General features: G+C 50.0%; 20 protein-coding genes and 1 pseudogene. 3 read left to right on the plus strand and 18 right to left on the minus strand.

Features of this window, described 5'->3' with window-relative positions:
- Window positions 1–23: 23 nt before the first annotated feature.
- The 7 genes from nadR to speB all read right to left on the minus strand — a co-directional run bounded on the left by nadR (window position 24) and on the right by speB (window position 8161).
- Window positions 24–1061 (minus strand): multifunctional transcriptional regulator/nicotinamide-nucleotide adenylyltransferase/ribosylnicotinamide kinase NadR, encoded by a 1038-nt coding sequence (nadR, locus tag JZI27_RS17980; RefSeq protein ID WP_122911214.1) that lies wholly within the window; start codon window positions 1059–1061, stop codon window positions 24–26.
- Window positions 1058–1747 (minus strand): nicotinamide riboside transporter PnuC, encoded by a 690-nt coding sequence (gene pnuC, locus JZI27_RS17985; protein WP_280208535.1) that lies wholly within the window; start codon window positions 1745–1747, stop codon window positions 1058–1060. Before pnuC ends, nadR begins: the two co-directional genes overlap by 4 nt.
- 33 nt (window positions 1748–1780) lie before the next feature.
- Window positions 1781–2671: an NUDIX hydrolase gene (locus JZI27_RS17990; RefSeq protein ID WP_280208537.1), complete on the minus strand. Its 891-nt coding sequence runs from the start codon at window positions 2669–2671 to the stop codon at window positions 1781–1783.
- Between the two features lie 444 nt (window positions 2672–3115).
- Window positions 3116–3355 carry a biotin/lipoyl attachment domain-containing protein gene (locus JZI27_RS17995; RefSeq protein WP_280208538.1) on the minus strand — a complete coding sequence of 80 codons (240 nt, stop codon included), beginning with the start codon at window positions 3353–3355 and terminating at the stop codon, window positions 3116–3118.
- A complete protein-coding gene (locus JZI27_RS18000) occupies window positions 3330–5465 on the minus strand; it encodes a sigma 54-interacting transcriptional regulator (protein WP_251245120.1) in 2136 nt (711 codons plus the stop codon). The genes JZI27_RS17995 and JZI27_RS18000 overlap by 26 nt, the downstream gene beginning before the upstream one ends.
- A 105-nt stretch (window positions 5466–5570) precedes the next feature.
- Window positions 5571–7043, minus strand: coding sequence for an aldehyde dehydrogenase family protein (locus tag JZI27_RS18005; RefSeq protein WP_122911219.1), 1473 nt, complete (start codon window positions 7041–7043; stop codon window positions 5571–5573).
- Window positions 7044–7228: 185 nt separating this feature from the next.
- Window positions 7229–8161, minus strand: coding sequence for an agmatinase (gene speB / locus JZI27_RS18010; RefSeq protein ID WP_251245119.1), 933 nt, complete (start codon window positions 8159–8161; stop codon window positions 7229–7231).
- A 334-nt stretch (window positions 8162–8495) separates the two neighbouring features.
- Between speB and JZI27_RS18015 the strand changes: the two genes are divergently transcribed.
- Window positions 8496–8672, plus strand: a complete 177-nt coding sequence (locus tag JZI27_RS18015; RefSeq protein WP_412850243.1) for a hypothetical protein — start codon at window positions 8496–8498, stop codon at window positions 8670–8672.
- 3 nt (window positions 8673–8675) lie between these two features.
- Here the strand turns inward: JZI27_RS18015 and JZI27_RS18020 are convergent, their stop codons facing one another.
- From JZI27_RS18020 to JZI27_RS18045, 6 genes are all read right to left on the minus strand, one after another.
- Complete coding sequence (locus tag JZI27_RS18020; protein WP_280208539.1) at window positions 8676–9668, minus strand: ROK family protein; 993 nt, start codon at window positions 9666–9668, stop codon at window positions 8676–8678.
- Between the two features lie 2 nt (window positions 9669–9670).
- Complete coding sequence (locus tag JZI27_RS18025) at window positions 9671–10642, minus strand: 1-phosphofructokinase family hexose kinase (protein WP_280208540.1); 972 nt, start codon at window positions 10640–10642, stop codon at window positions 9671–9673.
- Complete coding sequence (locus JZI27_RS18030) at window positions 10642–11736, minus strand: bifunctional phosphoglucose/phosphomannose isomerase (protein ID WP_280208541.1); 1095 nt, start codon at window positions 11734–11736, stop codon at window positions 10642–10644. The genes JZI27_RS18025 and JZI27_RS18030 overlap by 1 nt, the downstream gene beginning before the upstream one ends.
- A 23-nt stretch (window positions 11737–11759) precedes the next feature.
- Window positions 11760–12623 carry a class II fructose-1,6-bisphosphate aldolase gene (fba, locus tag JZI27_RS18035; protein WP_280208543.1) on the minus strand — a complete coding sequence of 288 codons (864 nt, stop codon included), beginning with the start codon at window positions 12621–12623 and terminating at the stop codon, window positions 11760–11762.
- A gap of 21 nt (window positions 12624–12644) precedes the next feature.
- A complete protein-coding gene (locus tag JZI27_RS18040) occupies window positions 12645–13409 on the minus strand; it encodes a DeoR/GlpR family DNA-binding transcription regulator (protein WP_251245115.1) in 765 nt (254 codons plus the stop codon).
- A 371-nt stretch (window positions 13410–13780) separates the two neighbouring features.
- The gene (locus JZI27_RS18045; RefSeq protein ID WP_280208546.1) at window positions 13781–14329 is read right to left on the minus strand and encodes an MFS transporter; all 549 of its coding nucleotides are present in this window, start codon (window positions 14327–14329) and stop codon (window positions 13781–13783) included.
- On the opposite strand from JZI27_RS18045, the gene JZI27_RS18050 reads away from it, so the two are divergent.
- Together JZI27_RS18050 and JZI27_RS18055 are read left to right on the plus strand one after the other, a co-directional pair.
- Window positions 14260–14817, plus strand: a complete 558-nt coding sequence (locus tag JZI27_RS18050) for a hypothetical protein (RefSeq protein WP_280208555.1) — start codon at window positions 14260–14262, stop codon at window positions 14815–14817. The genes JZI27_RS18045 and JZI27_RS18050 overlap by 70 nt on opposite strands.
- Window positions 14818–15443: 626 nt before the next feature.
- Window positions 15444–15842, plus strand: coding sequence for a hypothetical protein (locus tag JZI27_RS18055; protein ID WP_148038808.1), 399 nt, complete (start codon window positions 15444–15446; stop codon window positions 15840–15842).
- A gap of 86 nt (window positions 15843–15928) precedes the next feature.
- Here JZI27_RS18055 and JZI27_RS18060 read toward each other — a convergent pair whose 3' ends face one another.
- From JZI27_RS18060 to JZI27_RS18085, 5 genes and pseudogenes are all read right to left on the minus strand, one after another.
- Entirely contained in the window at window positions 15929–16423 is a 495-nt protein-coding gene (locus JZI27_RS18060; protein ID WP_122911396.1) for a hypothetical protein, read from the minus strand.
- Window positions 16424–16607: 184 nt separating this feature from the next.
- Window positions 16608–17652: pseudogene (locus JZI27_RS18065) on the minus strand (Tn3 family transposase).
- A 471-nt stretch (window positions 17653–18123) separates the two neighbouring features.
- Window positions 18124–18312 (minus strand): hypothetical protein, encoded by a 189-nt coding sequence (locus tag JZI27_RS18075; protein ID WP_122911398.1) that lies wholly within the window; start codon window positions 18310–18312, stop codon window positions 18124–18126.
- Window positions 18313–18334: 22 nt separating this feature from the next.
- Window positions 18335–18520 carry a hypothetical protein gene (locus tag JZI27_RS18080; RefSeq protein ID WP_122911399.1) on the minus strand — a complete coding sequence of 62 codons (186 nt, stop codon included), beginning with the start codon at window positions 18518–18520 and terminating at the stop codon, window positions 18335–18337.
- 12 nt (window positions 18521–18532) lie between these two features.
- Window positions 18533–18868 carry a sigma factor-like helix-turn-helix DNA-binding protein gene (locus tag JZI27_RS18085; protein WP_122911400.1) on the minus strand — a complete coding sequence of 112 codons (336 nt, stop codon included), beginning with the start codon at window positions 18866–18868 and terminating at the stop codon, window positions 18533–18535.
- Between the last annotated feature and the right edge of the window lie 183 nt (window positions 18869–19051).

The raw sequence follows: 19051 nt of genomic DNA on the forward strand, positions 1-19051 counted from the left end.
TAGCCTCTGTCGGAGATTGTGGATCAAGTTTTTTCAACCATTTCATTCACGTAACGAATGGCCTGCTCCAAACGCTCCTGATAGTTTCCGGAAACCGTCTTGCAGGGGATATCAAACTCGCGGAGCAATTCCTTGAGCAAAGCGTTGTTCTTTTCACGAACTTCCTGCTCGCCAAAGGAACGGGTGCCATCATCGACCCACTTGACGTCCGGCTCCAGAAACAGCCATAGATCGTACTGCTGCAGTCGGGCAATCTCGTCCAGAATGGGCTGGCGCTCGCCGATGTAGAGCATGGAAAAGTACTGGGTAACGATCGCTTCGGTGTCGATAAAGAGCAATTTGTTCGCCTTCGCCAGCTGCTCCTTCTCCTGGTACTTATGCTCGAACGCAATCTCCGGATAGTCCTGGGCCAAGGTGATGTTTTCACAGTTTCCCAGCCTTTCGTAGTACGTTCGTCCCCATTCCTCCACGTAATTCGTGTTGTACAGATTCGCCAGATTGCGAACCAGCGTGGATTTTCCACAGCTTTCTGTCCCCACTACCACTACCTTTTTCACGAAGTAGGGCTTTACGATTTCCGGCAGCATCTGCCAGTGCTTCATGACACCCTCGGTCCGAAGCATGGTACCCGAGATCGGATAAGCGACCCGTTTGGCATCGATCACCACATGCTGGGCTTCCGGATACAGGTCGCGAAAAATATCGGTGTACCCATGCTCCGAGCTGAATACCGTGTCGATTGGCTTGCCAATCGCGGCCTTGATCCCCTCTGCACCGCGCTGCCAGTCTGAAATGTGCCCTGTTTGCTGTTCATAGACCGCATGAACGTGTACGTGCGGCATATCTTTGGTCAGCTGTGTCCACCAGCGCAGGCGGACACGTACGGGGATATGTGGGATCAAACCGTCCGCACACAGCTTTTTCTCGTGTTCTTCATCAAATGCAACGACAACATGCAGTTCATCCACCATCGTGGAAGCCCGTATCATGGCATACACGTGTCCCATATGGGGACAGGGGAGAAATTTCCCCCCGTACATGCCTACCGTGCCCACTTTCATTGTGTTAACGCCTCCTGACCTTTACTCAGCCTGATCCAGTTCACATAGCCGTAAATCGAGTTGACGAGGAAAGCTGACCACATTACCACCATGTTCAGGTCATTGCCTCCTTGGGTAATCAGTGTGACGACCCATAGCGAGATCGACAGCACATTGACTGCGATCCAGAGTGCCCACTGCTCGGCGTAGCGCTTGAGCATCAAAATTTGGGCAATGATCGAGAGGACGACGGCAGCAGAATCCAGTCGAACGGCCTGACCGCCGATGTAGTGCAGCAGCTCCGCGTACAATAAGCTTCCGACAACCGCGATGAGGATCAGCACCATCCATCCCTTTTTGCTCAAACGCTTGACGGCAACATCCTCACCTCGCATGCTGCGCTGGGTGCGATTCTTCGACCACATGTACAAACCGATAAACTGCACAGGCAAGTAGAATAGGCCGTTCAGCATCGCTTCTCCGTACAGCGAGTAGCCGTACGAAATGTACGCGTACGTCGCCGTCTGCACAATCCCGAAATAGTAGTTGGATATCTTTCCTTTCGCAACCAATACGACGCAAAGCATTCCCGATAACGAGGAGATCAGACCCAGAAGCGAATCTTCAAACGCGAAGAACAGATAAATGTTCACAACCGTGAATAATGCCAGCCATACTTTTTCAAACAACGTCCAATCTCTTAGCATGTAAATACCTCCCTCAGATTTTGACCGCTTCCCTTACAATTCATCGTCCCAATTCGGATTGTATTTGTATAACTTTGCTGGTCGGTGACCGGCGCTTCTGCGAATGTGATTGGTCTCCAATACCTTATCCGCGATTTTTCGGCGGAAGGCAGCGGCCAGCAGCTCCTTGCCCAGGATGACTTCAAAAACCTGTTGAAGATCGGACAAGGCAAAATATTCTGGCAGCAGATGAAATGCGATGTCCGTGTAATCCACCTTGTTGCGCAATCTCTCCAGCGCATACAGCACCATCTTGGCATGATCAAAAGCCAGATTTTGCGAGTCCACGATTTCCTGTGTGACTTTGGAGTGACCATTCTCCACTGTCTTGGTGATTTTAACGGTCGCTTGTGCCCGATCCGTATCGTTGGTGAGACGCAGCTCTACCCACTTCTCAGTCAAGAAGCCGTTGTCCGTGACGGTTGTCTTTTTTTGTGTCCACTGATCCTGGACGTGAAACCATTTGGCATCCTCTGCACCTGCTCCTGGCTGTACCGGATACAGATCGCTGTTGATCAGGGCCATGTAGGAGCAGCTGATCACCCTTGTTCGCGGATCTCGGCCAATATCCCCCCATGTGTACAGCTGCTCCAGATAGACATCACTTACATTCGTTTCTTTTTTCAGTACCCGGATCGCGGCCTCGTCGATGCTTTCGTGAGCGGAAACAAACCCGCCCGGCAACGCCCACTGTCCCTGAAACGGATGGTCCTTTCGCTTGATCAGCAAAATTTTCAACGCTTTGTCAGATCGCTTGCGGTAATTGTCCGTCTCTTTGTCTACAACCGTGAAGAGCAGCAGATCCACGGTCACGGAAGGCCTCAAATACTGGTTGACATCATACTCCTTCAGGAACTGTTGTTCCGCAGATGAATGGTTGTTCATGTTATTACCCCTCTGATATTATCATTATGTTAATAACAATTTGTTAATAAGATGATAATGGATGGTTTTTCCTTTGTCAACTGGGAAAACACCTTTTGCTCGTGCATGGGTGGAGATATTACTTTTTACAATTAATTCAATCCATATAAAAAAGGCTAGCCAGAAACCTTCTGACTGCCTCATTCTATTTAGACTATCAATCCCGTTAGTCATCCAACCACTCAAACCTGAAGATACCAAAGTCAGGCTCTTGACCATTTTCGGATAAACGAGTTCCGTTCACTTCCAAAAACCCAGATCTAATAGATGGTGTAATTTCCATTTTTTATCATCCCATCACCACTATTTCATGCTATTTTTTCTATGTCCAGAATGTTCACGTGATGGACAAGTCCATCGCTATTACACTCATTCTGTTCCGTTCTTCTACACCACATGAAGCTTTTAATCCATATAAACCACCGTCAAAATCATCCCTGCAATCACGTCTTCCCCCAGCTCGACTTCCAGCTCGCCTACTTTGCCGCTGACACGCGAAATCACTGGGATTGTCTCGCCTTCCTGGCTAACCAGTACAAACAGCGTCTCCCCCTCTTGCACGTACTCGCCAGTCTGACACGAGATTTGCTGGATTGTTCCGGCCAACCGAGCTATGATTTCATCCTTTAAAACCAACCTGCTCACCCCGACTTCTCTTCTCCTGAATCTCCTGATACTTGCGGCTGATCGTGGATTGACTGACGCCCAGCATCTTGGCGGCCAGCGAGGTCGTTTTGTATTCGTCCATCGCCATGCTGATCAGCTGCTCCTCCATGGCTCGCGTGGCTTCCTTCAACGGCATGATCTTGGTCAAACGCTCTTTGAACTTCCTTTTCTTCTCCTTTTTCAACATGGGACTGATGTGATGCGCCTCGATCAGCTCTTCGTCAGCTGTGACGACCAGACGCTCGATGATGTTTTGCAGCTCCCGCACGTTGCCCGGCCAGGAGTAGGCCTCGAGTACATCGAGTGCATCCTGGGAGAGCTGTGTCGACCGCTCGTATTTCTCATTGAAGGTGTGCAAAAAGTGAAGGCTGATCAGCGGAATGTCCTCCGGCCGCTCGCGCAGTGGCGGAATGACGATCGGAATGACAGTCAGCCGGTAGTACAGGTCCTCGCGAAACAGCCCTTCTTCCACCATGCGCTCCAAATTTTTGTTGGTAGCCGCTATGATTTGTACGTCCACCTCTACAACCTCAGAGCCACCGAGCGGGATCATCTCGCGCTCCTGCAAGACGCGCAAGAGCTTCACCTGCAAGCCGAGCGGCAGCTCTGCAATCTCGTCCAGGAATAGCACCCCTTTGTGCGCCATACGAAAATATCCAGGCTTGCCGCTCGTGCTGGCTCCGGTAAATGCGCCTTTTTCATAGCCGAAAAGCTCGCTCTCCAAAAGCGTCTCGGGGATTGCCCCACAGTTTACTTTGACGAATGGCTGACTGCGCCGCGCTCCCCATTCGTAGATCGTGCGGGCGAAAACCTCCTTGCCCACTCCTGATTCCCCAGTCAACAGGACGGTCGAGGAGCTTTTCGCTACCTTGCGAATGTAGTTCATCAGCTTCTCCATCTTGCTGCTGGCATAGATCAATTGGCGCTGCTTGGCTGACTGCTGCTGATCGCGCAGATGCTCCAGCTCCTGCTTGTACTGTGCAGACATCTTTTTAGCTTGCAAAAGCTCCTCCTTGAGCATCACCGTTTCTGTAATATCCCGCAGCGCGATGACGATGCGCTCCAGCCTGCCCGACTCGTCCACGATCGGATTGCCTACAGCCAGCACATTTTTGCCTGAGCTGCTCTTTTGGGTGACAGAGACCTTGCGCATGCGCTCCATGACTTTTTTCACAATCGCTGTAAAAAAGGTTCCCTCATCCTCCAGCTCCATCAGATTAAGTCCGATCAGCTGTTCTTTGTCATTCGCCCAAAAATCCTTGATCAAGCTGCCACTGTATCGAAGCAGGACACCTTTTTCATCCAGCACCAGAATTTCGTCATAAATAGAGGAGAGAATGCCTTGCAGATCGGTGTTCAGGTTTTTGACGGCCTCCATCTCCAGCGCCATCTTCTCGATAAATGGCAGGTCCTGGAGCACGATGATCGCACCCGTAATATGGGCATGCTGATCTCGAATTGGCGCAAAATCTGCCAGAACCGCCATGCTATCCGTCATGATGATCTGGTTGAGAATGACTTCACCGTTGTTTATGACCTTGCGAAAAATGTGCGGGTCGAGCAGTTCATTTGCTCGGGTATCCCGGATTTTTTCCGGGGCCACACGCACCATCCGCACGACTTCTGCATTGAAGTTTTCGATCCGCCCCTCTGGATCGGTAATCAAAATCCCCATCGGAATCGAATTGAGCAGGGAGCGCATCCAATCGGTATGGGCAGACTGGCTGGTCAGTAAATAGTAGAGAATATCCTCGCGCTGCAGATAGCCCTCTGGCTTTCCCTCCTGATCCTGCACCAACACAACCTCTTCGCCAAACACCTTGAAGAAATCGAGGACGTCCGCTTCGCGTTGGAAATAAGTCAGATCGGTATGGAAGGGCAGCTCCCGCACTTGTCTTTTCTCCCATTCGGGGTCATGCAAAAATGGCATCACATCGGTATTGCGAATGTAGGCGACGATTTTGTCCTCTACCGCATCGGTGATAAAAACAACCCGTTCCTTCCAGTGCGACATGATTTCCCACAATTCATTGACAGAAGATTCAAACGATAAGGTGTGCGCTTTTCTGACAAACCATTTGGAAACCATAGTTCCTCCCCAATCGCTTTGTATGCTCCTATTATACTTGGGCCGCGATGGGGACGGAAAGCGGAAAAGAAGACTTGAGAGACAGTCTTCTTTTCCATGTGAATGCTATTCTTCAAACCAACCGCTCGGCTGCACCTGCAAGTTGATATTGATCTGCTTCACTTCGGTAAACTCCTCGTAGCCGTATGTGCCAAGACCGCGCCCGATCCCGCTCTGCTTGTATCCTCCCCAAGGAGCTTCATTGTAGGTCGGATGGTAGCAGTTGATCCAGGTGATTCCCGCTCTCAGCTTGCGGATGACGCGCATTGCTTTGGCTCCGTCCTGCGTAAAGACGCCACCAGCCAGACCGTAGACCGTATCGTTAGCAAGGCGAATAGCATCAGCTTCATCCGTAAAGCGCTGGATGGCGAGCACAGGTCCGAATATCTCTTCCTGCACGATTTTCATCGAAGGCGTGGTATCCGTGAAGATCGTAGGCTCCACGAAATAGCCGTTTTCCAATCCAGTGGCCGTGATCCGATTGCCCCCGCACAATAGACGCGCCCCTTCGGATTTGCCCAGCTCGATATAGTGCAGAACCTTTTCCATATGCGCCTGACTGACCAGTGGCCCCATCTCCGTAGACGGGTGGTCGCCAGCACCAACGCGGATTTTTTTCGCCCGCTCCACCAGCCGCTCCACGAAGCGGTCATGGATGCTGTCTTCCAGCAGGAGCCTGGAGCCTGCCGAGCATACCTGTCCCTGATTGGCGAAAATACCGAACAATGCATAGTCTACCGCTGTGTCAAAATCGGCATCGGCAAAGACGATATTCGGAGATTTACCGCCCAGCTCCAGCGAGATTTTCTTGATATTCCCGGTAGCCGCGCGCATGATGCTGCGGCCTGTGGCTGTCCCGCCAGTAAAAGAGATCTTGTCCACGAGATGACTTTCTGCGATCTCATTGCCTACTGTTGCCCCCGCTCCCATCACCAGATTGGCTACGCCTTTGGGCACGCCTACCTCTTCTAGAATGGCGAACAGCTTTTGTGCTGTCACCGGTGTGACCTCAGATGGCTTAAACACAATGGTGTTGCCAGCGGCCAATGCCGGAGCAATTTTCCAGACAGCCATCAAAAGCGGATAGTTCCACGGTACGATCAGGCCACACACTCCGACTGGCTCGCGCACGACCATCGCCTGCACAGGGTCTGCCACATGATAGGTCTGTCCATCGGGCTTGCTCACGATTCCCGCGTAGTATCGGAAGCACGCTGCGGCATCTGCCACATCAAAGGCCGTTTCACGCAGGGGCTTTCCGTTGTCCAGCGTCTCCAGACGTCCGATCTCCTCGGCCTGCTGCTCCAGCCTGTCTGCCACAGCCAGTAGCATACGTCCGCGCTCTACAGCAGGCAGCTCCGACCAGATGCCGCTGTCAAAGGCTTCTCTTGCTGCCTGGATCGCATGGCGGGCATCCTCGACGCCCCCTTCTGCGGCAAGCGCAATCGTTTCACCCGAAGCCGGGTTGACGATCACACGCGTGTTTCCCGACTGGGCATCTACCCATTCCCCATTGATATACATCTTCAGGTTCATCATGCTACGAATCCTCTCCCTTATCGCGGCTTTGTGCTCCATACATGTTCAGAGCAAGTCGCATGCCAGTCTTGGACATGCGGTGAAAGCTGTCAATTTACTTTAAGTCGTCCGTTCAAATTTTGCAAAAATTCATAATTTATGCAACCGTGCATAATTCGCAGCTTGACACATCCGCTGATTTCCCGTTACATTCTGCTGCGGATCGCCACCAGGGCGGCAAAATCATGGATCAAGGTAGCCGCCAAAAGAGAAGTGGTTTGCGCAGGATCGTAAGGCGGGAGCACCTCGACCAGGTCAAAGCCGATGTAATGAAGGTCTTTCAAAGAGCGAACCAGCTCTAGTGTCTCAAAGCTGGTAAAGCCGCCGACCTCGGGAGTTCCTGTACCCGGAGCGAACGCGGGATCGACAAAATCAATATCAAAGCTGAGGAAGCACGGGGTATCGCCAAGCTGTTGCTTGATTTGCGCCACGACCTCCTCCACGCCTCGTCTACGCAGCTCCTGTGTGGTGATCACGTTGTAGCCCAGCTCCAGGCTGGCGTCGAGATCCCCAGGATGGTTCAGCGTTCCGCGAATCCCCAGCTGAAACACTTTGTCCGGTTTCAGCAGCTTTTCTTCGTAGGCGCGGATAAAAGCGGAGCCGTGCCAGTATTTTTCGTCGTAGTAGGTGTCCCAGGTATCCGTATGGGAGTCAAACTGAATCAGTGCAACCTGACCGTAAACCTCCTTGGCCGCACGCAGCGTTGCCAGTGTGATCGAGTGGTCTCCTCCCAGCCCGATCGGCACGATTCCTTTTTTCATCAGGTCAAGCATAGCAGCCTGTATGCGTTCATAGCTGCGATGAATATTGTGCGGAATGACCGATACATCCCCGATATCGATGGCGCGCGTGTCTTCAAACGGGTAGACCTGGTGGATCGGATGGTAGGGAAACAGCAGCATGGACGCCTGGCGGATCGCCTGCGGCGCAAAGCGGGCACCTACCCGAAAAGAAGCCGCTGTATCAAAAGGCAGACCGACAATAGCAACCTTGGCGTCCTCTCTGCTGTACGGCAGCCGCATAAAAGAACCTGTCGTGCAAAATTCCGGCTGGATATCAGGTGTCAGTGGATATTGCATGGTATTTCTCCTCCGAACTCGCCGCCTGCTCCACGATCGACGGATGCAAGCGCGCTGTTTTTCATGGATCGGGGTCAGGAGCAAATACGCTCGGACGACAGGAGCATCGAAAGCAAGACGGCAATCAAGAACATTTGATTTGGCATGGTATTCTCTTTTACCCTCCTTTCCTTTCGGCGACTTGCCACCTCGCTCATGCAAGAGTTGTTTTATGCATGAATAGTGCCAGCATGGATTTCGAGAGTAAACGATGGAATACAGTGTTGAACATCGTAGTGAAGCACATTATACTTATTTTCTCTTTGCTGACTTTGAGACTAGGAGGGAGCATCCCATGATCATTCAAAAACAGGATTGTATTGTGAATGGACTGCACTATGCTGTCAGGTCTGCCATCGAGTCCGATGCAATGGAATTGTCGGCCTTGCGACAGCAGATTGATGGGAAGATGGAAGGAAAAGACCCTTTAACGCATGGGCGCAAGGGTCTTCTCTTCTGTTTTTACGTCTAGATTCTAGGAACGGATAGACAAGGAGTTCTTGCTGTACAGCGCCAAGGCCCCTGCTCCGATCATCCCGGCGTCCGCCCCCAGCGCACTTTGCACGATCCTTGTTTTTTCTTGCCCTGCTTTCATCACATGCTTTCTGACACTTTCTCGCACAGGAGCCAGCAGCCATTCACCTGCCTGCGAGACTCCGCCGCCGATCACCACCAGCTGAGGATTGAAGAGATTTAGCACCAGTGAAATTGCCCAGCCCGTCACCTCCCCTACCTCACGCCAGACAGCCGTTGCAATCGGGTCCCCCAGCTGTGCAGCCTCTGCAACATCCCAGGCTGTGATTTTTTGCGGGTCACCCGAGACTCTTTGCCACAAGGGAAGCATCTTTGCCTCATCAGGAATTGCATGCATGGCTTGGGTCAAGCGTTCCCTGGCAATTCGAACGATCCCTGTGGCGGAAGCAACTGTCTCCACACATCCCTGTTTGCCGCAATTGCAGACAACCGTCTGACCTGGAACCGTAATATGACCCAGCTCGCCAGACAATCCTCCTCCTCCGCGCAAGAGCTGACCATGGACGATACTGCCGAGTCCGATACCCGTGCCGATCGAAATGAAAGCGAGATGCCTGAGTCCTTTCCCTGCTCCAAAAACCGCTTCACCCCAGGCGGCCGTGCGAAGATCGTTTTCCATAGCCAAAGGCAAGCCGATGAGCGTGGCGAGCGGTGTGCGTACATCGAGCTGGTGTAGATTGAGGTTGGGAGAATGGATCGAGACACCCTTTTTTCCGTCAAACGGGCCGGGAAATCCAACCCCAACTGCCTCGATGGATACCGCTGAACTGGCCCTAAGCTCGCCAACCAGATCAGCCATCCTTATCAAGAGAGGCTCCAGACTGCCTACCCGGCCCGTCTCCCTGACTGCTGTATCCAGAATCCGTCCCGTCTCATCCATCACTGCGCCTTTCATCGTCGTGCCGCCCACATCCAGACCAATGACGTGGCGCATGATCACTCTCCCCTTTCATCTGGACACGACTCTTCGTGCGAGATCCGCGTGCCCTTCACTTGCTGCCGCAAGCTCTCCACAAGCTCCAGTTCCACCTGTCCCGCGCCGATTGAGCAGGCATTTGCTGCACCGCAAGCCATTCCCAAGCTCACTGCTTCGTTCCACGCCATGCCTTGCAAACGGCCAGCTACGGTCCCAGCCAAAAGAGAGTCTCCGCAGCCGACCGTATGAATGGCCTGTGGCAAGCGGACAGCCTCGTAGCTCCAGATCTCCTCCGCACTGCCGAACCACGCCCCTTCCTGCCCCAGTGACAGCAGGACATGCTCCGCTCCCATGCTGATCAGATCGATGATCGCCTGACGTTTTTCCAGATCGCTTTCCAGTCGATAGCCGAGTAAAACCTCCGCCTCTTCCCGATTGGGTTTGATCGCATACGGTCGGCCTTCCAATCCGATCCGTAAACCCTCTCCACTGGTATCCAATACGGGTAGCGAGCCGGCATCCCGCACCAGCTGGATCAGCGTGCGATAGGTGTCGCTTGGCAGTCCGCCTGGCAAACTTCCGGAGAGGACGACACAGCTGGCCGATCTGGCGAGTCTTTCCAGCTTGGGTTTCAGTTGCTCAAATGCTTCTTCCGATACTACCGCTCCCTGTTCCAGCACCTCCGTCACGCTTCCGCTCGCTTCATCGACAAAGGCAAGACAAGTGCGGGATTCCCCTGGCGTCTCCATAAAATCAGGCTGAATGCCTTCCAGCTCACAGCCCTGGCGGATATAGCGACCGTTTGCCCCAGCGACAAATCCGGTGGCAATCACCTGCTCCATCCCGAGTCTTTTCGCTACTCGCGCGACATTGATCCCTTTCCCTCCAGCCTGAGTCTGCACAGTCCGTGCCCGATGCACCTCACCCAGTTGAAACCGAGGCAGCAGGTAGGTTTTGTCCACAGCAGCGTTCAAGGTTACCGTAACCAGCATCACGGACGCACCTGTACCTGAACCAACGGCTGGCCCAGCTTGGATTTAAACAGGTTGATGACTTCTACCGGCGTCGGGTCTACACCGCGAATCAATGCCGTGTACAGCGAAACGTAATCGGCCAGATAGACAATGGAAAAGAGACGCGCCATCCGCGAAGCTCCCTGCGAGTGGACAACACGGACTGCGCCTGCGCGCTCGCGTAAGATCTCCGCGCTGATCTCGACGCGTTTTGTCATGCTGTCGCTATCTTCGGCATCGCGGATCAGGGTAAAGTGAAAGCCTTTCAGCATCGCGGCTGGAGCGTCCCAGCCGACCGCTTCATCATGGTGCAAACTGGGAATCGCATTCCAGAAGGCCATCACCTTGCTGTTCTCTCCGAGCTGATTTTTCCAGCGCCATGCCGGTGCATCGAAAAAAGGCAAGGTCCCGTAAATGACCGGAGTGAGGCCGTCCATCTCGCTGGCGATCTGCTTGGCAAGGTTGACAGCCATCGGGTTCTGTACATGGTACAGTTCGCGAAGCTTCGAGAACAGGGAGATGGTTTCTGTTACTTCACCGCTCTTGTCCTCCACAAGTCCCAGCTTGGTCAAAACTGCCAGAATCGGCAGAAAAATATACCCGAGGACGATTCGCGGCATCATCCCTCCCGGAACGAGCAGATGGGCGTGTCCATGTTCGCGAGCCAGCTCCAGCACCTTACCGCCTGCCGTGATCGCAGCGATTTGCGCCTTGGCTGCGATAGCCTGCTCGTAGGCGCTGACCACCTCTTGCGTATTGCCGGAATGGCTGACCACGATGACCAGTGTCGTCTCCTTGACGCAGGCAGGAAGAGAATAGCCCTGGTTGAGCTGAATGGGAACCGGAAGCTCGTCGAACAAATACGATTTGACCAGGTTGACGCTTGCCGCTGAGCCGCCTCCCGTCCCCAAAACGAAAACGCTTTCAATCGGTCCTTTTATCGAAGAGACGTCCAGTGATGAAGCGAGCTCCCATCCTTCTGCAAACTGCTTGTCATAATCGTCTGTATCCCGCAAAGCACGAACCGTATCCAGCTTTTGCAGCGTCAAAGCATCATCCAGATTGACCCGCATCCTTCCACGTCCTTCCCATCCCTTTAGTGGTTTGCCGCCTTCCCTACACATCCGCACATCCTCATTTTATCGAGGGCAATCTCCTTCACAGCCTGCTTGGCCAGCTTCATGTAGTGGCGCGGATCATTTTCTGAGGGACGCTCCGCAAACGATTGCTTGAGCGACTGTGAAAAGGCAATCCGCAGCTCCGTCGCCACATTCATTTTCGCCATCCCGAGTGCGACAGAACGCTTTACCTGCGCTTCCGGTATGCCAGACCCTCCGTGTAATACGAGCGGAATCGGAATACGCTGCGCGATCTGCGCCAAACGTTCAAAAGCAATGCGCGGCTCACCCTGGTACATGCCATGAGCGGTTCCAATCGCTACAGCCAAAGTATCGACGCCAGTAGCCGCTACAAACTGCTCGCACTCATTCGGATCAGCCAGCAGCGCATCCTCCTTTGCGACGATCCGCTCATCCTCGACACCTCCCACCTTGCCCAGCTCCGCTTCCACATTCACCCCTGATCGATGCGCCAGCTCCACTACCTGCCTAGTCAGCTCCACATTTTGTTCAAAGGGAAGCATGGAAGCATCCATCATCACGGAGGTGTAGCCTGCCTGAATGCAGCGCTCGATCAAGCCATAGTCGTGACAGTGATCCAGATGCAGGGCGATCGGGATCGATGACTGCTCAGTAGCGACACGTACCATCGCCGTCACATAGCCGACCCCCAGATGCTTGATCGTCCCGACTGTCGTTTGCAGAATCAGCGGAGATAGCGCTTCACAGGCAGCCTCCACGACAGCCTGAAGCATTTCCAGCGTATGCACGTTAAATGCAGTGATGCAGTACCCTTCTCTACGCGCCTGTTGCAGCATTTCGGTCGAAGAGACCAGCGGCATGAGCTATTCACTCTCCATCGCTTATTTTTGCGCTACATCCACCTGTATTCCTTGGTCGAGAAAAGCTTCCAGCATTTCTGAATCGAATGAATCTGTAATGATCCGATCAACCTCTGCCAGCTCGGCAAAGCGGCTGAACTGCACCTCGCCAAGCTTGGAATGGTCGGCCAACAAATACACCTTGCGGGCGCGCTCCATCATCACCCGGTTTACACTGCCCTCCTGCACGGACAAGGTAGATATTCCTTCGTGCAAATGAACGCCGTCTGTCCCGATAAAGCACTTGTACACGGACAGCTTCCGCAGGTTTTCCTCTGCAATCGGACCCACGACTGCATACGATTTGGCTCGCATCTCGCCGCCGATCAAGATCACGTTGTGAAGTTCGTGGCTATGCAACTCCATCGCTATATTGACCGCATTCGTCACGATGGTCAGCCCTGTCACCTGCCGAAGCAGCCTGGCCAAGGCCATCGTTGTCGAGCCTGCCCCAAGGATCAAGGTGTCACCCGGCTCTACGTAGATGAGCGCCTGTCTCGCAATCCGCTCCTTTTCCTCCATGCGCTCTCCCTGCTTCTCCGTAAAGCTGCGCTCCACCGGTAAAAAACGGGTCGTCGTCGCTCCTCCATGCGTGCGGGAGAGCAGCCCTTCGTTTTCCAGCTTGATCAGGTCCTTGCGTATCGTCACTTCAGATACGTCCAGGAGCTTGCTCAATTGGGCTACGGTCATCGTCTTCTGCTGTTCCACCTGTTCGAGAATCCTGCTGTGTCGTTCTGCCGCGAGCATCGTGGATGATCTCCTCCAGTAACTTTCGATTCATTTCGTTTACTTTCATAACATTTCGTTTTATTAGCTATATCGTAGCACTTCCTCTATTTTCCTGTCAAACCAAAATGTTCTGGATACTCGAACGAATAAACTTACAGTAAATAGCCTAAATCGGAACAATCGTTCTGACTTAGGCTCACTACAGCATGATAGTCTTCAATTCCCGTTATCTTTTCAAACCTTTGTTTTTTTATATGGCTTACCAAAGGGATGGATCGACATCTCTTGTCCTTTCTCCTGGGATGGACGGAGTGTAAATAGAGCCAGTAACGTTGATAGCACACTAACCCCTGTCATGGTCCAAAAAAGAGTCATTTGCGTAGCTTTCATTAATATAGAAACGATTGGGGACCAAGTGCAACGCCGATGAATCTCATACTGCTGTAAATCGCCGATATGGTACCGCGCTCCTCTTTCTTTATACTTTCCGTAATGAAAGCGTCCAGACAAGGCAGCGCTACGCCAATTCCAATTCCACTGAAAAACAACGCGACAACGATCCAAGTGATACTGCGGACATAGCCTGCTTCCAGCACTGAAACGGATAGGATGAGCAGCCCGAGAAACGTCAGCCATTTCATCAGAATTTTATTTTGACCGATTTTCTTCCCTGCAACATAAGAAGCCAAGCATAAGGAAGCGAGTGGAATTGCGAGAATCAATCCTTTTTTTACTCCCTCGATGCCAAATTGATCTTCCAACCGGGACGATAGGTAAAATAGAACGCCAAACACTACAAACATACATATCGCCCCGATAACAAAAATGGCGTACAACCAACGTCCTTTTTGTATAAAAATCTCTTTTATTGTTCCCAGGAACGTGTGAAAATCTGTTGCAGGTCGTGGAATCCAAGCGTGGTCGCAACGGATCGACATCCATTATCCTGGTTGAACAAGCGAACGAGGCGTTTATCCAGGAAGCTGCAGCTGCGAAAAATCCGGATCAAGAAAAGAGCCAAATTGATAATACAATAGGTGAGGCGGTGGGTGGGGCTGCGACCGTTTCGTTGCCTGGTTCTGCTGCTGACCTGATTGGTTTGCTGGCTTCTCTAAACGCGCCTTACCCTTCTTCTTTGCCTCTTTACCTTGCGGATCTCTACCGCGATACTGTGGCGGTTTGGGCTTTACCTTCTTCTGATCCTACCTACGCTCAGGATGCCGCGACTCATACTTGGCTTCTTCTCAAGCGCACGCTCATGACTTGTTTGCGCGCTACTAAGCGTGAGGGCATCGCTAACTTGACTGCTTATGTGCGCCAGGTTATGGCTGCTGCGTTACTTGAACTGGTTGAACATGGCTATAGCGTGGATCGCTTGCCTGCGTCTGTGGTTTGGCAGCTAGATTCTGGTCGTGGCAGCTCTTAAAAAATCCTCCCCTATCAAGGGGGCAAATCATGTTTTGCTTTTGAACGCGTTTGGGCTTCTGGAATCCACAACTACCGCCGTCACCCGTAGGGACGAAACGCAGTGGAGGGCGGCCCTCGCCGTTGACGAGCGCGGAGATCCACGACGCTCTTCCGTCAGGGTGGGCTATGCCCATCCCTGCGCTCCCTTTGGGCGGGGGGTTGGTTCGGATTTTTAGCTTTTGGCCATCAACTGGCTCTTAAAATCATTCGGATTTAATGGCTGCACTCCTGGTTGGCCAACGAGCTGCAGCGTGCCTTTTTTTCGTGGAATCCGAACGAAGAGAAAACCAGAGAAAAACGAAGCTAGGGAGAGATCGCGGTTTTTGGAGGAAAAGGAGAGTTTGTCTTCTCTACGTGGACATATGGGAAGGATCGCCCGAGCGGTAATCGCTGAAAACGGCGAAAAACGCCCGAAAATGAGGATTCGGACGCTATTTTACATAATGTATATTTTCGGACGCAGTTCCAAATTGAAAGAAATCTATCATCCGACAATACTAGACAAAATATTCTTGCATATTAATAGAGTCACGTATGTTAATATTTACCTAATATAGGTATAAAAAGGAAACGGAGGGATTTGTAATGATTAAAACCATAGCAAGCCGTTCAAAAAATCGTTTTGTACTTGCGATTGCTCTAGCATTAACATTGTCGATAGGTGTAGTACAAGCTTTTGCAGCGCAATCATGGCTTTATATGACTCCCAGTGATGAAACAGTTGTAGGTGATTTAGAATTTGTACCCGCTGGAACTAGGATTTACTATGAATGGCAAAATAACGGTAGTATACACGGTGTTGGAGTAGGAGTTTATTACTTTGATGGTCAAAGTAGTACGTTAATGTCAAATAAAACTGCTGCTTACGGTGATGGCGGTACCTTTGGTTCATTCCAAGCACCATATAACGGTTATTACTTTTTACGAGCGAAATGCGGCGGGAATGGACAAACAGGATGCAAGGGTAGTGGATTTATGGAATAAATCAAGAGAAAGGCTCCCAGGAGTGAAATTACCCCAGAGCCTTTCTCTTTTTTTTGACGTAATTTAACTTTCGTAGTCCACCCCTACTACTGAAGCGAATTTGCAACTTTTATTAGAGCGTCCAATCTTCTCCCCTTTTCTTGTTTTAAAATTCCTATTTCATAAGTAAGGTTATTTTTCTTAAAACGAATAAAATCAGCTATATATTTGTCGGAATGTATATACTTAGCAATCGTGCCATCTGCTAAGGTGACAATTTCGGGTTTATTATTTTTATCGCTACTTTCTTTTAAGTAAACAGATATAGATAGAAGCTCATTAGTTTTTTGGTTCAGGTAATCGATAGTTAACATCTGTAGCAATTTATTGTAATGACCACCTGTATGTGTTGGGGTAAAAGGTATGTATTGAGGAAGTGAAATTTTTTGTTTATTTGTGTTTTCAAATTGTGATACCGATACTTTAATCGGGGCAACATCCCCGAGTGGTTTACTTGGATCAGAATTTAAGGGATCTTTCGGGGGAATGGAATGAATAATACTTAGACTTAAAATTATAGGAATGAGCTTATTGAAGAACATGGATTTTAATCTCCCCTTTCTTTTGATTACTAGAGTCCCCATTTTTTAGTTTTATATTCCAGCACGAATAGCCCGATCAACGTCTCGATCAGGCTAAATCCCTTTGCTACGGGGTACCGCCAACAAAGTGCGGATTTTGTACGCTAAGCCCTGATTTACAGAAAAAACGCCGGTATCCTGTACGCTAAAGATTACCGGCTTCGATTTTTCCTTGGATGAGTGGTAACAATGACCTTAGGTCGGCATTTCGCTTTTGATCAAATGTATACTCACCAAGAAAGTTGATATGTTCCCATCCTAAAGGCAAAATGTGACTTAACAGATTTTCCTGAAGAGATCCCTTTTTGCTTCAATAGCTTCGTTGCTTCTGTAAGATAAACCGTATTCCAGACACTAATTGCATTGATGAGAATATTCAACGCACTTGCCCGTTGAAGCTGATCTTGTAAGGCACGCTCACGTAATTCTCCACGTTTTCCAAAAAAGAGTGCTCTGGCAAGAGCATTCATTGCCTCGCCTTTATTTAGACCACGCTGTATGCGACGTCGCATCGATTCGCTAGAGATGTAATCCAGAATAAAGATCGTCTTCTCGATCCGTCCCATTTCCCGTAGAGCTGTAGCTAAACTATTTTGTCTTGCATAAGAACCAATTTTCCCCATGATAAGAGATCCAGAAACTTTCCCTTCGCGAATAGAATGGGCTAAACGTAAAACGTCATCGAAGTTCTCCTGAATGATCTTCGTATTGATCCGACCGCGGAGTAGGTTTTCTATCTTTGGAAAGTCGCCTACCTTATCAAAAGAATATAACCTTGAATCAGACAAATCCCGAAGCCGTGGAGCAAAACGGAATCCGAGCAAATGACATAAACCAAAGACTTCAAGTTCTTTGCTTTTATTGACGTGATGAGGATTCACGATAACGACTTTGATGTTTTCTCGATGCAGAAATTCGGCCAGTGGAAACCAGTAGTGTCCGGTTGGCTCAATGCCTAAGATGATGTCCGTCTTGGCGTATTGCCGCTGAAGCTCCTTCATCCACGAAACGAGTTTCGTCAGGCCAGAATGGTCATTGCCGAACACGCAGTCCTTACCAATCTCGATTCCGCGGAAATCGACAGCTCTGGCAACATGCGTTTTCTTGGCAATATCTGCACCGACAACAAGGGTTAATTCGGTAATTTGTTGAATACGTTGATTCTGCTTTTTCGATTGCCTATACTTCATTGTGGAGTGCCTCCTGTACGGGTAATTGTTCTTTGGGCGGAACGTTTCCCAGTTTACAGAAGGTGCTTTTTTTATTCAAACCCCAAATTCATTCATTACAGGAATGGCTCCTTATTCATTTTACATATAATACCACCTGGTGTAACGATGGGCAATTTTGCAGTAGTGAGATTTCGTCAGTAAAGCTTGGATTTATAGTGCTAAAGTTACATAATGCTTATTATTGGGATCCATCATAACGAAGCTTCTATGCTTCAGCTGGCCTGAAAAAAAGCCCTTTGTCAACAAGGGCTTTTGGTCATTTCTTCAAGGTTTTCAGTTCTTTACACAAACGCTGCTGACTCATCAATACTCCAAACAGTACACCTCCCGATACAAGAAGTAACACTGTTATGATTGTGGCCATGTTCGTTCCTCCTTTTCATTTGATATAATAGGAACAGAAAGAAAGTGCCATTTTCTTTCTGCAAATTACTTTTCCATGGAGGGATCCGATACTTTGGGTTCTTCTTTTTTTGGGCTTTCTTGCTCTTTATTAGCTTGTAAGGACACGTTTACAATGTCACGGATTTGAATGGTTAAACTTACATGTCGGTAAATAATGCAGATGGCTAAAACTGCAATAAGTCCAGCAATTATGGTGATCGTTGTTTCATTCATCCTTCCTCCTCCTTTTTCCTGATCATGATGTGATCAGTTCCAAAACTGCTAAATGTAAATTTTGCAGAGTGTCTTCGGGTGACATACGGATAAACCACGTCATTTTTTCTAGTTCGGGTTGTAAGTATTTTAGTAAGGCTTCCTGTGTTTCCGGATTTCCTTGTTGCGCATCATGTACCAATTCGCAAAAGGCACTATCTTCCAGCATTTTATTCCCCCTTTAAGCAGTGACGATTTTTTTGTGAAGTCGTTGTAATCCTTGTACTTTGCAGGCATGAAGTCGAGAACGGGAAATTCGGAGTTCTTGCGCTACTTCACGTTCCGTTCGTTCTTCAATTACCACTCGTTGAATGATGAACCGCTCGCGTTCAGGTAAGCTGTTGAGCAGTTCTTCAACAAACAACTTGGAATCAATCGAGTCGTGATACGGAATTTCCTTTTGATCTTCGAGGAACATTTCTCGGTGATACTGCTTTTTGGCTTGGTATTGCAACCTCCAAGCCGCCCGTTTGATCTGCTGAAGAAATTGATCTTTCGTCCATGTCTGTTTATGCATAGAATCCCCCCCAACTACTAGGTAAAAAAAGGGGGTTTTTGCTCACCCTTTCTATGAATTATTTAACAGATATAAGAACATGCGTTCTATTTTACCAAATTTTATTACTAATGAATCAATTTCATAATTGCTCATCTTAAAAATATACAGACTGCCCCAATCTCTTCTTTATCCTTTTTTAAA

It is taken from the genome of Brevibacillus sp. AY1 (assembly GCF_029870785.1).
In the GTDB taxonomy this organism is placed as follows: domain Bacteria; phylum Bacillota; class Bacilli; order Brevibacillales; family Brevibacillaceae; genus Brevibacillus; species Brevibacillus invocatus.

Bases quoted from the DNA above. Each gene is read 5' to 3' on its own strand.
- JZI27_RS18040 (WP_251245115.1), bottom strand. From the start codon at position 13,409: ATGCTCGCGGCAGAACGACACAGCAGGATTCTCGAACAGGTGGAACAG.
- JZI27_RS18055 (WP_148038808.1), top strand. From the start codon at position 15,444: ATGATTAAAACCATAGCAAGCCGTTCAAAAAATCGTTTTGTACTTGCG.
- JZI27_RS18015 (WP_412850243.1), top strand. From the start codon at position 8,496: ATGATCATTCAAAAACAGGATTGTATTGTGAATGGACTGCACTATGCT.
- JZI27_RS18000 (WP_251245120.1), bottom strand. From the start codon at position 5,465: ATGGTTTCCAAATGGTTTGTCAGAAAAGCGCACACCTTATCGTTTGAA.
- JZI27_RS17990 (WP_280208537.1), bottom strand. From the start codon at position 2,671: ATGAACAACCATTCATCTGCGGAACAACAGTTCCTGAAGGAGTATGAT.
- JZI27_RS18060 (WP_122911396.1), bottom strand. From the start codon at position 16,423: ATGTTCTTCAATAAGCTCATTCCTATAATTTTAAGTCTAAGTATTATT.
- JZI27_RS18025 (WP_280208540.1), bottom strand. From the start codon at position 10,642: ATGCTGGTTACGGTAACCTTGAACGCTGCTGTGGACAAAACCTACCTG.
- pnuC (WP_280208535.1), bottom strand. From the start codon at position 1,747: ATGCTAAGAGATTGGACGTTGTTTGAAAAAGTATGGCTGGCATTATTC.
- JZI27_RS18020 (WP_280208539.1), bottom strand. From the start codon at position 9,668: ATGCGCCACGTCATTGGTCTGGATGTGGGCGGCACGACGATGAAAGGC.
- JZI27_RS18005 (WP_122911219.1), bottom strand. From the start codon at position 7,043: ATGATGAACCTGAAGATGTATATCAATGGGGAATGGGTAGATGCCCAG.
- speB (WP_251245119.1), bottom strand. From the start codon at position 8,161: ATGCAATATCCACTGACACCTGATATCCAGCCGGAATTTTGCACGACA.
- nadR (WP_122911214.1), bottom strand. From the start codon at position 1,061: ATGAAAGTGGGCACGGTAGGCATGTACGGGGGGAAATTTCTCCCCTGT.
- JZI27_RS18030 (WP_280208541.1), bottom strand. From the start codon at position 11,736: ATGCGGGTCAATCTGGATGATGCTTTGACGCTGCAAAAGCTGGATACG.
- fba (WP_280208543.1), bottom strand. From the start codon at position 12,623: ATGCCGCTGGTCTCTTCGACCGAAATGCTGCAACAGGCGCGTAGAGAA.
- JZI27_RS18085 (WP_122911400.1), bottom strand. From the start codon at position 18,868: ATGCATAAACAGACATGGACGAAAGATCAATTTCTTCAGCAGATCAAA.
- JZI27_RS18080 (WP_122911399.1), bottom strand. From the start codon at position 18,520: ATGCTGGAAGATAGTGCCTTTTGCGAATTGGTACATGATGCGCAACAA.
- JZI27_RS18075 (WP_122911398.1), bottom strand. From the start codon at position 18,312: ATGAATGAAACAACGATCACCATAATTGCTGGACTTATTGCAGTTTTA.
- JZI27_RS18045 (WP_280208546.1), bottom strand. From the start codon at position 14,329: ATGTCGATCCGTTGCGACCACGCTTGGATTCCACGACCTGCAACAGAT.